The organism is Gimesia sp., from assembly GCF_048260065.1.
Taxonomy (GTDB): domain Bacteria; phylum Planctomycetota; class Planctomycetia; order Planctomycetales; family Planctomycetaceae; genus Gimesia.
Genome location: NZ_JBLXHC010000003.1, coordinates 347141 through 361354, shown reverse-complemented (window position 1 = coordinate 361354; position 14214 = coordinate 347141). Strand labels below are relative to the sequence as shown.

The 14214-nt window shown below is 49.5% G+C and carries 12 protein-coding genes; 9 read left to right on the top strand and 3 right to left on the bottom strand.

The genetic code is table 11. The features are described 5' to 3' along the window. Positions 1–109: 109 nt before the first annotated feature. Positions 110–613: a hypothetical protein gene (locus tag ACN0YN_RS07540; RefSeq protein WP_417384390.1), complete on the bottom strand. Its 504-nt coding sequence runs from the start codon at positions 611–613 to the stop codon at positions 110–112. Between the two features lie 381 nt (positions 614–994). Here ACN0YN_RS07540 and ACN0YN_RS07535 point away from each other — a divergent pair, with 381 nt between their 5' ends. Both ACN0YN_RS07535 and ACN0YN_RS07530 read left to right on the top strand, forming a co-directional pair. Further along, positions 995–1378, top strand: a complete 384-nt coding sequence (locus ACN0YN_RS07535; protein WP_417384389.1) for a carboxypeptidase-like regulatory domain-containing protein — start codon at positions 995–997, stop codon at positions 1376–1378. Between the two features lie 91 nt (positions 1379–1469). Further along, positions 1470–2513 carry a DUF1559 domain-containing protein gene (locus tag ACN0YN_RS07530; RefSeq protein WP_417384388.1) on the top strand — a complete coding sequence of 348 codons (1044 nt, stop codon included), beginning with the start codon at positions 1470–1472 and terminating at the stop codon, positions 2511–2513. 445 nt (positions 2514–2958) lie between these two features. Here ACN0YN_RS07530 and ACN0YN_RS07525 read toward each other — a convergent pair whose 3' ends face one another. Then, on the bottom strand, positions 2959–4191 hold the full coding sequence (locus ACN0YN_RS07525) for a tetratricopeptide repeat protein (RefSeq protein WP_417384387.1): 1233 nt from the start codon (positions 4189–4191) through the stop codon (positions 2959–2961). A 269-nt stretch (positions 4192–4460) separates the two neighbouring features. Between ACN0YN_RS07525 and rpmF the strand changes: the two genes are divergently transcribed. The 6 genes from rpmF (at position 4461) to ACN0YN_RS07495 (ending at position 10270) form a co-directional block, all read left to right on the top strand. Then, positions 4461–4640 carry a 50S ribosomal protein L32 gene (rpmF, locus tag ACN0YN_RS07520; RefSeq protein WP_081459625.1) on the top strand — a complete coding sequence of 60 codons (180 nt, stop codon included), beginning with the start codon at positions 4461–4463 and terminating at the stop codon, positions 4638–4640. A 6-nt stretch (positions 4641–4646) separates the two neighbouring features. Continuing rightward, on the top strand, positions 4647–5648 hold the full coding sequence (plsX, locus tag ACN0YN_RS07515; protein ID WP_417384386.1) for a phosphate acyltransferase PlsX: 1002 nt from the start codon (positions 4647–4649) through the stop codon (positions 5646–5648). Between the two features lie 50 nt (positions 5649–5698). Then, positions 5699–6607, top strand: a complete 909-nt coding sequence (gene fabD, locus ACN0YN_RS07510) for an ACP S-malonyltransferase (protein WP_417384385.1) — start codon at positions 5699–5701, stop codon at positions 6605–6607. A 390-nt stretch (positions 6608–6997) separates the two neighbouring features. Beyond that, on the top strand, positions 6998–7231 hold the full coding sequence (gene acpP, locus ACN0YN_RS07505) for an acyl carrier protein (protein ID WP_002649181.1): 234 nt from the start codon (positions 6998–7000) through the stop codon (positions 7229–7231). 85 nt (positions 7232–7316) lie between these two features. Beyond that, positions 7317–8561: a beta-ketoacyl-ACP synthase II gene (fabF, locus tag ACN0YN_RS07500; protein WP_417384384.1), complete on the top strand. Its 1245-nt coding sequence runs from the start codon at positions 7317–7319 to the stop codon at positions 8559–8561. Between the two features lie 407 nt (positions 8562–8968). Beyond that, complete coding sequence (locus tag ACN0YN_RS07495; protein WP_417384383.1) at positions 8969–10270, top strand: beta-ketoacyl-[acyl-carrier-protein] synthase family protein; 1302 nt, start codon at positions 8969–8971, stop codon at positions 10268–10270. A 108-nt stretch (positions 10271–10378) separates the two neighbouring features. Here ACN0YN_RS07495 and ACN0YN_RS07490 read toward each other — a convergent pair whose 3' ends face one another. Next, positions 10379–11800, bottom strand: a complete 1422-nt coding sequence (locus tag ACN0YN_RS07490; RefSeq protein ID WP_417384382.1) for a tetratricopeptide repeat protein — start codon at positions 11798–11800, stop codon at positions 10379–10381. A gap of 848 nt (positions 11801–12648) precedes the next feature. Between ACN0YN_RS07490 and nusA the strand changes: the two genes are divergently transcribed. Beyond that, positions 12649–14112 carry a transcription termination factor NusA gene (gene nusA, locus ACN0YN_RS07485; protein ID WP_417384381.1) on the top strand — a complete coding sequence of 488 codons (1464 nt, stop codon included), beginning with the start codon at positions 12649–12651 and terminating at the stop codon, positions 14110–14112. Positions 14113–14214 lie beyond the last annotated feature (102 nt).

Genomic DNA, 14214 nt, shown 5'->3' with positions numbered 1-14214 from the left:
GCGTGATGCACTGACTTTTCAGGACCAATCGTCACACTCTGTTTTAGACTGGGGAAATTGAAAACACAACCTTACCCGGTTCTTTGCAGGAGGCTGGTCTGAATTGTTTTCAGTCCAGCTGCTTCTGATTCTGCGGATTGACCTCCAGGATTTTTCCGTTATTCAGATCTACGCCTGACCATGCTCCGGTGTTGAGACCGAATATATAAAACTGGTTGATTGAATCTGTTTTCGTCACAGCGTTCACTCTGTCGTTACCGACTTCGTAACGGGCATGACTCTCTTCAGGAAGTTTCAGCACCGCCCATTTATCGGCGACGGATGAGTAAGCATAAATCGACTGACCCAGCTGACACGCGGCCAGAGTCGTCGAGACTGTTGGAAGAATCTTTTGATCCGCTTTGACTGAAATCGGGATCCTTCTCCATGTATTGGTGGTCATGCTGTAGGCCATCAGCTGATCACGCGATTCAGGAACGACAACAATCAGTTGCTGTGAATGAATCACAATTGGCTGTCTGGCAGTTGATTCTGCCCGTTGCTGAGCCATGATCGAGTTGACACTGTTTGTCAGCAGGATGGTGAATAACGCCGTTTTGATGAATGTTTTCATCTGTTCGTTCTCCTTCTATCGGGGCAGGTCAGAATTGGTATTCCTCAATTCAAATCTCGTTTGAAAAGGAATTCTGCATCGTAGGCTGTTCACTTCGGAATAGCAAAAAAATTATCTTCGACGTAAGTGGCTGTGAATGAAATCAGATGTGGACAGGGGCCTTGGAAATTGTCAAAAAGTAGAATATTTTTCTTGCTATTTCGGGTGGGAGACAGGATAGTAAGGAGAGTTTCTTAATCAAATCTTAACGAACTGTCCATCGCGCTCAGACGGCTGGTGAATTCCAGTATTTCATTTCTCAAATTCGTCGAGTGTGAGGTGTTTCACCACTCTTTTCTGCTGTGGAAGCATGCTTGCGCCCCGTGAAAAAGGACAATCACTTTGCGCACTAAATCGACACTGATGATGTTATTTCTGTTGGGGATGCACGCTGGTTGCAGCGATCAGGCTCCTGACATGCCCGAATTAGGTCAGGTGCATGGAACCGTCACGCTGGATGATAAGCCACTGGAGGGGATCAGCGTTCTATTTGAGCCCGAAAGTGGTCGACCCTCGACCGCGATTACAGACGCGGCAGGGAAATACGAAGCGCAATACCTGGTCGATGAACCCGGAGTCAAACTGGGCCCGGGTACGGTACGGGTTGAGTGGGGGATTGATGCCACCGGTCCCAAAATTCCCGCTAAATATGGTTCCAAAAGTGAATTGAAGCTGGATGTGCAGCCCGGTGAGAATGAGTTCAATATCGAAATGCAATCCAAATAAATATCAGCCTGGAGAGATGGTGAAGTGATCAGTTGAGTGATGAAGAAAGCGTTTCATTTATTTACTACTTTAAATGACCAGGGATGCCGGTATGAAAACGAGCCAGATCTACAGGAAACGGGGCTTTACACTGATTGAATTACTGGTGGTGATTGCGATCATCGCCATTCTGATTGCATTGCTGTTACCGGCCGTGCAACAGGCCCGCGAAGCAGCACGACGATCACAGTGCAAAAATAATATGAAACAGTTCGGGCTGGCGATGCATAACTACCACGATGCGCATAATACATTTCCCCCCGGTTACATCACTAAAACGCCCTGCAGTTCCTCGGCGGTCTGGTCAGCCTGTAATCAGGGAGAGGTGGGGCTCTATGGCTGGGGGTCTTTCGTGCTGCCTTATATTGATCAGACTCCATTGTATAATCTGCTCAACCCAGGGACTGTGACGCTGGATCAGAACCTCGCGAATGCCACGGTTCGGCAGGCACTGCAGCAACCGATAGGAGTCTTTCTCTGTCCGTCTGATCCGGGACCAAATCTGAATGATTATGTTTCCGCATCCAACAATTATAATTTCACTGTAACAGACGGCACGACATCTTACCAGATTGCCCGTTCCGATTATGTGATGGTGGCGAATGCCTGGGACAGTACGACACCGCCCGTCTACGCGTTGGACTATGGACCGGCCCATGGAATTGGTTTTGCCAATTCCAGCATCCGTTTCCGAGATATTCTGGATGGGACAAGTAACACCATTCTGATAGGTGAGCGAGCTTATGTTTACAAAAGTAACAATAAGGTGGGGGGAGCGAATGCCATCGGTTTCTCTGCTTCAAATAATACTCAAAGCAGCAGCTATGCCCGGAAAGGGAATGGAATGGCCGTGATTGGTCTCACTTATAACGGCATCAACGCAATCGCGGGGGCAGAGCACGACGTGCGTGGCTTCAGCAGTAACCATGTCGGTGGGGCGCACTTTGTTTTCTGTGATGGATCGGTACATTTTCTGAGTGAAAATATCGACTACAAAAAAGGAACTGTTTCCAGTGCGACCCATCTGCAGGATATCAATTCGACTTTTCAACGACTGGCGGTTCGCAATGACGGGCAGGTTGTAGGCGAGTTTTGAGTTTCGCAACGCTGCTGGGCGAGATCAGACCGAGTTCTCTCTGCTCAGCCTGGTCCCATTACATGCGATGAGGGCAATTCCAACCTATCAGATGAGAGCTGCCGAAATGTGACCTGATTATTGACGAGTTCTGTCGTGACCTGATGGTATATGTGGCTGTTTTAAGGCAGTTTTTGGGCAAAAATTGGCTCAAAAGTGTCGCATTTACGCTTAACGTCGATGAGTCGATAAGTTGCTGATATTATTCAGGTTACGTGATTTTTGGCAGAATCGTTCACGCTTAAACAGCTGTTGCGTTATTGCTGTAAGTTTTTTCTGTGTATGTGGTTGCGCAAAATTCTCGTGGTTTGTTGAAAACGTTTTTGCGCAAAAATCTTCAGGAACTGGTGAACAGCGAAACGAACACGATGAGCAGTCATTGATTCAATTGAATTACGATGCGGGACTACTCAGCTTTGGGAGGCAGCTTTTCAGATTGCCATTTTTTGAACTGGGGTGAAGACGTAAATTTTTCGATGTTTTCCAGTTCGCTGAGATCCAGGTCTTCGTAGGCAAATCCGAATTTGGATTTGAGCGTTTCCAGGTGTCTGATGGTTTCGTCGAAGTTACCCTGCATTACCGAAATATTGAGCAGATGCAGATATGGTTGCAGCAGATCAGGTTCGATTTCGGATGCTTTGCCGGCGTATTTCCCAGCCAGGTTGATGTCTCCCATTTCAATCAGGATGCCGGCACGCAGGGAGTACAGATAAGGGTCCACAGTTTTGAGTGAAGCGGACAGTCGCTCCAGGCTGTCGATGGCCTGGGAATATTGTTTTTCGATACTGAAATAATCAATGCTCAGCAGTTCGGCAGCAGGATCCTGGGGATGATATTTGCGATAGACGTTCAATACCTGCTGATATTTTTTACGGTCTTCTTTAGCGATTGCGTCTTGTGCCAGAAAAAGCAGAACTGTTTTATCACTCTTGTACTGAGTCGGTAGCTGCGAATATGCCTGGAAAGGGTCTGCTTTTTCGTCAGCAGCAGTTAACAGGTCATAGCGTTTCTTCTGATCCAGGATCCGTGTTTTTTCTTCGGGGGTCAATTTATCCTGATTGGCTCCGTGGGCCTTGTAAAGTTCCGGTAGATAAACCCGCTGCAGCGACTGAGAAATCAGCTCTCCGGTGGAGAGGCTGTCGATATCGATGATTTTCAGTTCGCCGGATTCCTGTTTCTCAATAATCAACGCCTGATAGTTGAGAGTCCAGTCCGGTCTGAGGAAACGGAAAATGACCTTGTACTGGCCATCTTCTTTTCTCATTGCCAGAAATCGGTAGTCTGCTCCGTTGGCCACTTCGGTGAGAATTTCGGAATCGATTCCCCGGTTTTCGCCGGTGTAGGCGGCTTCGAGTTGCTGACGGACCGGTTGAATTGCCTGTTTGACGGCTGCGTTCTGCTCGTATTCTGAGAGAACTCGATTAATAAAGGTCTTCCAGTCAAACAGAGCCCGGAATTTTGCCGGATCCTGAGCAGCGGCGGTATCCTGGATCTGCTTACCAAATGCCTGAAGTTCCTGTGGTGTCATCTGTTGTGGCGCTGCAGAGGCAAAACTCTGTAAAGACAGTACCAGTGTGGTGACTGACAGGATGACTTTAAATGATTGTGAGGCAGGTGATTTAAGGCGATGATCCGTCATTGCTTTACTCGATTTTCTGGTGTCCCGGCGGGATAATGTGTGTACTGATGTTTTGATTACGCGAATCAATACGAAAATATCATTTTTGATATCGACTGATGTGGGCCCTGTAGCTTGACAGTTGTTTTAAAAATTGCATAGTATGTTCGATTCCTGTCAGAAAAGCTGGTATGAGAGATCTCCGTGCGCTTACAGGGTCTAAATATAGTGTTAAGTTACGTGTTACGTATCGTTTAAGTTAAGTCAGGTGTTTTAAGGCGGTCTTTTTCATGGCAGTTCCTAAAAGACGGATGTCAAAATCCAATTCTCGTAAGAGACGCAGTCATAATAGTGTGAAGGCAAGTAAGCCCACCTATTGTCCACAGTGTGGTACCGCGTCCCCTTCTCATGCCATTTGCCCTCACTGTGGTTTCTATCAGGGGCGAACCATCGTTGATACTGAGGACTAGTGGTCAATGCGGATTGCACTGGATGCAATGGGGGGAGATTATGCCCCTGAACCGAACATAACAGGAGCAATCGTTGCATTGCAGGCGGATCCTGCACTCAATGTCGTTCTGGTTGGTCCTCAGGATCTGCTTGAAGCTCAGGTTGAAGCATCGGGCTATAATGGCGATCGCCTGTCGATTATCCATGCCAGCCAGGTTGTGGGGATGGAAGAAAAACCGACTGAAGCCATGAGGCAGAAGCCGGACAGCTCGATCTCCGTCTGCTGGAAGCTGATGGCGGCTCGTGAGGTTGACGCGGTTGTGAGTGCCGGGAATACCGGTGCGGTTGTCGCCTCCGGTCTGAAAACCCGCCTGTTCCTGAAGAGTGTCAAACGACCCGGGATTGCGGTAACCTTACCCACCAGTGCCGGCCATGCCGTGCTGATGGACGTTGGTGCCAATCCTTCGGCTCGACCATCCCATCTCTATCAGTATGCAGTGATGGGTGAAATCTATGCCCGCGAAGTGCTGCGGGTGGAATCTCCCAAGATTGGTCTGATCAATATCGGCAGTGAAGACGTGAAGGGGAACGATCTCTATCGCGATACTTATCGTCTGCTGAATGAAGGCCCAATGAAAGACAGTTTTGTTGGCAATGTCGAAGGCCGCGGGCTCTATCAGGGCGAAGCTGATGTTTTAATCTGTGAAGGTTTCGTCGGCAACGTGGTACTCAAGGTCAGTGAAGGGATGGCTGACTTTCTGATGAAGGAAGCTTCCCGTCAGATTATCGGCAGCCTGGATGTCGAACGGGATAAGGCCAAGCTGGCCTTTCAAGAGATGGGCAAGCGGTTCCGCTACCATGAAACCGGCGGTGCTCCCTTACTGGGGATCGATGGCATCTGTATTATCTGTCACGGATCCAGTGATGCCCACTCGATTACAAACGCATTGAAGGGGAGTGCCATGTTCAAGGATCGTGGCATCAATTCGCAGATCGCCGATCATCTGGCGCAGAAGCCTGTTGCCTGAGTCGGCATCTTAAACTAGCAGTGCAATTCCAAAAATAGAGGGATCGACTCGTGAGCAGAATCGCTTTTTTATTTCCCGGACAGGGCGCTCAGCATGTCGGGATGGGCAAAACGATCGCCGAAAATTATCCGGCAGCACGGGAGCTGTATCAGCGTGCTTCGGATATTCTGGAATACGATCTGGCAAAGCTCTGTTTTGAGGGACCCAGTGAGGAACTGGATTCCACTGTCATCAGTCAGCCTGCTTTGTTTGTAACCAGTCTGGCTGCTCTGGAAATGCTGCGTGCAGATTCGCCGGATAAAGTCCTGGCCTGTGAGATGGCGGCCGGTTTGAGCCTGGGAGAATATACTGCCCTGGTTTTTGCGGGTGCGATGAGTTTCGAAGACGGGCTGCGTGTCGTGCAGCGTCGTGGCGAAGCAATGCAGGCCGCCGCTGATGCAAACCCCTCCGGGATGGTCAGTATTCTCTTGCTGGATCGCGAGAAGGTAGCCGAGATCTGTCAGTCTGCCTCCTCTGCGGGGAAAATCTGGATTGCCAATTATCTCTGCCCCGGAAATATTGTTCTGTCAGGAGAAAACAGTGCCTGCGAACTGGCGGCCGAACTGGCTGAGCAGGAAGGGGGGCGGGCGATTCCCCTGGCGGTCGCAGGAGCATTTCATACGGAAATCATGAAGCCGGCGGACAGTCGCCTGTCTGAAGCGCTGGCCGGTGTCGGTTTGAAGAAGCCGGAAATTCCCGTAATCTCCAATGTCGATGCAGAAATTCACGAAGAACCTGATGAGATTCGCGAATTACTGGTACGTCAGGTGGTCAGTCCGGTGCTCTGGGAAGATTCCCTGCGGACGATGCTGGCGGCTGGTTTTGATGAGTTTTACGAAATTGGTCCTGGCAAGGTTCTGAAGGGATTGATGAAACGCGTCGATCGTAAAATTTCCTGTGAAACAGTGAATGATTCGTAGGGGTTTCAGGCGTCTGGTTCTATGGGCGGTTGAATAAAGCGTGCAAAAGGACAGTGGTGTCGCGGGGTACATTTTCGCGGGTAAATCAGAGCTTGATCTGGTCTATCGATTTGTGCTACAACAACTTACGCGGGAACTCTGAAGAAAATTCTGTAGAACCTAAAATCATGGGTTCTCAGACTGGTAAAGTCAGCCCGATCAAATTATGAGATAACTTTGGTGAAGTAGACAAGACTCATAATTCTTGTCTCATTTTAAGGTTTACATAATTCGGGAAAGTGGATATATCATCGCTACATCTGTAGGCGAATCCATCCAAGTTGGTCTGGGAATGATGTTTCCAGTCATCCTGAAGTTAAAAAATCACTAAGACGGTGAAGGAGAAGAAGAGTGTCAATTGAAGAAAAAGTGGTTGGTATCGTTAGCGAGCAATTAGGCCACCCCAAGGAAGATATCACGCTGGACAGTAAGTTCATCGACGACCTCAAGGCCGATTCTCTGGACATTGTAGAACTCGTCATGGAATTCGAAGACGAGTTTGATGTGACCATTCCTGATGACGACTATGACAAAATCAAAACCGTCGGTGATGTCGTTGGATACATCACTGAAAAGGCCAGCTGATTTCGGTTCTGTAACCAGTCAGCTGAACTGTCCTTTGTTTTGAAACTATCTGGTCCTGTCTTTTCATTGTAGGAAGTGTTCACGAATGCGCAGGAGAGTCGTCGTTACCGGAGTATCTGTTGTAACGGCTCTGGGTTTAGATGTCTCAGAGTTCTGGGACAAGTTATGCGCTGGTAAAAGTGGTATCGGTCCGCTGGAACGCTTTGACTGTTCAGACTACAAGGTTCGTTTTGGCGGAGAGATCAAGGATTTCAATGCCAGCGAATATACGAATATCTCAACGAAAGATCTGAAGCGTGTTGACCGGTTTGTGCAATTCGCTCTTGCAGGCGCTCATATTGCCTATCGTCAGGCTCAACTCGAAGATTTTGACGGGGATCCCTATCGTAGAGGCGTTCTGGTCGGCAGTGGTATTGGCGGTCTGAATGAGATCGAAAGCCAGCATGACAAGCTTTATAATCAGGGGCCGGCACGTGTTTCGCCTTTTATGATTCCGAAGCTGATGGTCAATGCTGCCAGCGGAAACATCTCGGTAACTTATGAGTTAAAGGGACCGAACAGTGCAGTCGCTACTGCCTGTGCTTCCGCGACCAATGCGATTGGAGATGCATACAAGCTGATCCAGCACGACGTTGCCGACATTATGGTGACAGGCGGAAGTGAAGCTGCAGTGACCCCGATGGGGTTATCTGGTTTTGCCCGTATGAATGCTCTGTCGACACGCAATGATGACCCTCAATCCGCCAGCCGACCATTCGATCGTGATCGAGATGGATTTGTCATGGCGGAAGGGGCCGGCATCATTGTGCTCGAAGAATACGAGCATGCTAAAAAACGAGGAGTTCCCATTCTCGCAGAGGTGATCGGTTACGGTATGTCTGCAGATGGAACTCATATGACGGCTCCTGATCCGGAAGGGCGGGGGGCAGCCCGAGCCATGCTGCATGCGATTAAGGATGCGGGAATCAACCCAGAGGAAATTGACTACATCAATACGCATGGTACGAGTACTCCGCTGGGCGATGTGGCTGAAACGGCTGCCATCAATACCGTTTTCAATTCACACGTGAAACAGATGCCCGTCTCCAGTACGAAGGGGCATCTGGGGCACCTGCTGGGAGCTTCAGGCGGTGTCGAGTTTGTTGTTGGTGTAAAAGCCCTGCAGGAACAGGTCGCACCACCGACGATCAATCTCGATAATCCGGATGAACAATGTAATCTCGATTACATTCCCAATGAGCCCCGTGAAATGAAGCTGAACAAGGTGATGAAGAACAGTTTCGGGTTCGGCGGGCATAACGCCTGTCTGATTCTGCAGAAGGCGCCTTAGGGCGCCTGCCGCTGTTTTCAGGCCTCCTGCAGTCTTTCCAGTTCTCTTTTCGGGTTAACCTGTAAAGGGTTAGAGTTTTCCCGAATTATTCCTGATCTGATTGTCGCTTCAGGGTTGAAAATCGGCGCCTGATTGTCTTAGCTATCCCTAGTTAAAGCTGCTTTACTGGGTCAAAATAGTGTATGAATGTCTGTTTGTTGCCGATGTTATGGGTTCAGGCGGCAGGCAGTGCCAGGATTGCGATCCTTCGAATTCCTCTTTAATGGGTATGGATGGCATCGTCTGCGGAATTTCCGATTGGAACAGGCAAAGCTCTTGTCTGAGAGGAATTTTGTTCTACGATGAAGGTACATTATTTCGAGTGCAGCTGGCGTAGTTGATAAGCGGGACTTTCTTAAGAGATTCAAATGAATACAGAATCAAAGCGACGAATTCTGATTACGGGTATGGGGATTCTCAGTCCGATCGGAATCGGAGTGCAAGCATTTCAAGACAGCCTGATGAATGGGAAATCAGGGGTCAAAAAATCCGAACTCTACTCTCATCTGGCAGCGCCAGATACCTGCGTTGCGGAAGTTTCCGATTTCAATGCGAATACGATTAAAAAAGAGTATTTGAAACAGCAGCGGAAGAGCCTCAAGGTGATGTGCCGCGAGATCCAGATGGGGGTCGCTTCTGCTAACCTGGCAATGGAAGATTCAGCACTGGATCTTTCAGCTGTCGACAGCGAACGTTTTGGGATCGAGTTTGGTGCCAATCTGATGCTCAGTCCTCCTGAGGTTCTGGTCGGAGCCTGTATGGCTGCCACCGAAGGGCATGAATTCCAGTATCAACGCTGGGGTGGAGAAGGCCTGGCTAAGATGGAGCCATTGTGGCTGCTGAAATATCTGCCTAACATGCCTGCCTGTCATATCGGAATCATCATTGACGCCCGTGGTCCGAATAATTCGATCACACATGCAGAAGCATCGGGTAATCTGGTGCTGGGTGAAGCACAGCGTGTTATCGAGCGTGGCTGGGCCGATATCATGGTCGCCGGCGTGACCGGGACCCGGGTGCATGAAGTGAAATCCATTCATGCAAAATTCTGGGATCAACTGGCAGATTCCCCGGCAGAATTTGAAAAGCGATCACGTCCCTTTGACAAGGCACGCACCGGGCAGATCCTTGGTGAGGCAGCCTGTTCGCTGCTGCTGGAAGAGAAGTCACATGCAGAGCAGCGCGGTGCCAAAGTCTGGGGTGAAGTTCTGGGAACAGGGGCTTCCTGTGTTGTGAAGCGGGATGGAACGGTGGATACCAAAACCGCGATTGCCAACGCGATCAGACTGGCTTTGAAACGGGCAGCCATCGATGCAGGAGATATCGGACATATCAATGCACATGGACTGGGTGAGCAGGAAATCGACGTCCAGGAATATCTTGCCATCAAGGAGATTTTTGGTGATAAGGCCAGTGAGATTCCTGTGACGGCTCTGAAGAGTTACTTTGGTAATTCCGGTTCTGCGTGTGGCATTGTGGAAGCCAGCGGTTCTCTGGTCGGATTGAGCCAGGGCGTTATTCCTCCCACTCTGAATTACGAGACTCCTGACCCTGATTGCCCGTTAAACGTAGTTCGTAATGAGCCACTGGCGACAGATAACAAACTGTTTCTGAAGATCAGTACAACCACATTTGGTCAGGCCAGTGCGTCTGTTATCTGTGGTGTCTGAGAGAATCTGCTAGTAATGAAACAAAAAGCCTCGTAAGGATCAGTTCTCCTTACGAGGCTTTTCTATTGAGATCATTCTCAGCCTGTATGGCATTGAAGCGGCTACGGTCTAAAATTTCTTCAGAGCATACTGGGAGCCGCGAAATGCGGACAGGCCTTTCATGTTTGTGTTGAGTGAGGCCTGGAAATTCTGGGAAGCGGTTGCAGTATCGCCGGCCAGAAGTGCTTTCTGCCCGATGAAGAAGTAGGCTTCACAGATCTGGGCTTTTGCCCGTTCCACGTCTTTCTGATCGATGGAATCGAGCAGCTCTGTGTTCGAGATCGCTCCCATCAGGAATAACAGCAGGTTATCGATGGAGTCCCGTGTGTCCGGTTTTTTGGCGGTGACTGACTGGAATTTTGCATCGGCGGCAGATTTCTGGTCGGTCTTAACCATTGCCAGGTAGACCCAGGGGTCAAGGACTTTCATCTGTTCCGGAGCCAGCTGTGCGGCCAGTTTGAATTCGTTCAAGGCCGCCGGAAAGTCCTGGCTGAAGAAGTAGGAGAAACCCAGGTCAGCGTGTAAAGCAGGGTTTTGTGGGTCTAGCTGCACTGCTTTTTTCTGGTCTTCGAGTGCTTCGTTGATTTTACCCTGCAGGAGTCGAGCCTCTCCCCGCATGCCCAGAACAAATGGCTGATTAGGCTCAATTGACAGAGATTGCGTCAGGTCGGCTTCCGCGGTGTCCGGTTTGCCCCCTTCGAGATAAGCAAACCCCCGGTTGGTGATGGCGTGGTGGTATCTGGGATCGAGCTGGATCGCACGGGAGAAGTCGTTAATCGCTTCCTGGAGTTTTCCCTGCTGCTGGTAAAACATGGCCCGGTTGTTATAAACCACGGGAGAATCTGGTTGTTTCTGGATGACCTGATTGAAACTGGCAAGGGCCTTGTCGTTATCACCGGCGAGAGCATAAGCGTCGGGCAAAGCCAGAAGGGCAGCGAAGTGATCGGGAGCCAGTTTAATGGTTTCAGTAAAGTCCTGTGCTGCTTCCTGTGGCTTATTTAAAGGCAGATAGATCATGCCGCGCTGGTAATGGAAATTCGCTTTTTCTTCCGGTTTCAGTTCCGGGCGGGCCAGAACCTGGTTTGCGACGGTCAGTGCGGTTTCTGCATGGCTTTTCTTGTTTTCCATGACTGCCAGGTTCATCATCCCGTAAAGGTAAGGCAGGTAGTAGTTCGCGTCCTGGTTCCGACTGAAGCGAATTGCTTCCCGGGCATCGGCTACGCCTTCGCGAATGGACTGGACGTTGCCTTGAGCGCGACCGGATTCAACGCGGGCGCTGGCACGCAGGTAATAGGCAACGTGATCATCCGGTTTCTGTTGCAGGATCTGGGAGGTGATGGCGATTGATTTTGCGTAGTCCCCTTGCTGTTGCGCCTGGTCGGCCTGAATTTTCTGTTGAGCAAAAGGATCGTTTGTGGCAGTGGGAGGTTGTGCAGATGCAGTTAGCGGGATTCCAAAGCAGAGAACCAGCAGGGGCAATAAGCGAGACATTGCAGGGTTGTCCTTCAAAATTTGAGGGGAGAATATGTGGCTCTTTCGAGCGGATTCAACGTGAAGCAGGCACATTCAGAGGCAGTGATTTTGGGTCAATCTGTCTGGGAGCTGCTGTTAATAAACTCGGAACCGGCTTCTCTATCTGTAAAAGAAGAGGTCGCCAGATTCAGGGCTCTGCGTATGATACTATAGAAGTTTTGCTTTTCGATGGAGATCAATCTGCTCTCATCGTGAAGAAAGTGTTGAATTTGATATCTGTCAGTTATTAGGAGGTCATCTGAAAAACCGCCTGTTTGCTGTACATAGTTTTCGTATCTGCCGTTGTTTTGGTAATTCAAATTGGGTGAAGTTAAGTCGTTATGAAATAGTTGCCTGCGGTGCTTGACATCTGAACGCGCGAAGATTAATTTCTCCTGATAGTGAAGCATTCATTGTAGTGGTGCTTTATGCGCAATTGTTTTGCATACTGGTGTTCAGTACGCATTGTGCTTGCAAGGGGTGACATGCCGCTCAGGCTGTTTGTTTCTTTGTGATGATATCGGCATTCGTAAACTCGAATGGAGTCCTCAAATATGTAGGCTGGTTGGAACACGAGCATTCGCTCACCAATCCGATTGTCGCGTTTGTTGTATTGTAGAATACCAATCGCGGCTATGCCTGACGACCGTTTTGCGGTGGTACGGGTAGTCATAAAGTGGGCATGTTCCCGCTTTTTTTTGTTAATAGCGGTACCGCTGGGGACTCAAGTTCCCGAGGTGAATAATAGATTTGACCAGATCAGGTCTTTTTTGAGTAGTTTTCGAGTCAGTTGAAGATCTCAACTGTCGAATGAAGGAAACACAATTATGGACGGTAAGGAAGTTCTCCGGATTGTTGATGCCATTCAACGCGATAAAAGTATCGATAAAGAGATCGTGTTTGGTGGAATTGAACAGGCTATCCTGTCGGCTGCGCGTCGGCACTTTGGAGAAGACCATGAGCTTTCTGTAGACATTGATCGTGATACAGGTGAGCCGACCGTATTTTGTGATAACGAAAAACTGGCTAAAGACATTCTAGGCGAGATTCTGGGCCGTGTGGCGGCACAGACTGCCAAGCAGGTGATGATCCAGAAGATTCGCGAAGCAGAACGCGATACCGTTTTTGATGAATACATGGATATGCAGTACCAGTCGGTTTCGGGAACGGTTTCCCGTGTCGAAGGCGGTGCGGTATTGATCAACCTGGGTAAAATTGAAGGGATTTTGCCACGTGGCGAACAGATTCCCGGCGAGTCATTTCGTGTAGGGGATCGGGTACGTGCTGTTGTCCTGGATGTCCGCAAAGCTGGCAGCCGGGTTAAGGTCATTCTTTCACGAACTCATCCGGATATGGTACGTCGGTTATTTGAACTGGAAATCCCGGAAGTCGCCGATCGGATTATCGATGTGCGTTCCCTGGCGCGGGAAGCCGGTTATCGTTCAAAAGTGGCTGTGTCCTGTATTGACAGCAGTATCGACTGTGTCGGTGCCTGTGTGGGAATGCGGGGAGCCCGTATTAAGAATATCGTTGACGAGTTGGCCGGCGAGCGGATTGACATTGTTCGCTGGAACGACTCGTTGCAGGTACTGGTGCCGAATTCGCTCCAGCCGGCAGAAGTAGAAGATGTCATTTTGTGTCCGATGCTGGGGCGTGTCATCGTTCTGGTTCGCGACGATCAGTTGCCTCTCGCGATTGGCCGTAAAGGTCAGAATGTGCGACTGGCGTCCAAGCTGGTCGGCTGGGATATTGAAGTCATGACTCAGACAGAGCTGGACGAGCAACTTGATAAAACAGTGGAAGCGTTCTCTTCCATCCCGGGAGTGTCTGAAGAGCTGGCGGAAAGTCTGGTTTCCCAGGGTTTCTTCAGTTACTACGACCTGTCTGTGATTGAGCCGGACCAGCTGGCAGAGCTGGGTGGCCTGACTGCCGAACAGTGTGAGCAGATTGTCGAAGTGGCAGACCGGGAAAGTGAACGTGTTGAAGCAGAAGAAGAAGCAATGCGGGTCGCTCAGAAAAATCCAGCTGCTGAATCCAGTGATAAAACAAAGTCGGAACCCGCTGTTGAAGAGCCGGAACCGGCTGTTTCAGAATCGGAACCAGCTGTGGAAGAGCCAGAACCGGCTGTTTCAGAAAATGAGGCGGTTGAAGAAACCGCTGTTGATGTAAATGATGCAGAGAGTGAGAGTGCTGCAGTAGCAGACGAAACGACTGCTCCTGAGGAATTACCAGTGGAAGAGCCGGTGAATGTAGATAATTCCGCGGAAGAATCTACCGAGAAACAGGAATAGTTCGTTCGATTACGAGTAAGTGTAATGAGGTTGTTGCCTCATCAGGCAAATCGTTTCAGTCTGACAGGATTTGAAAACGTATTGCAGATTTGTTCACGGGAG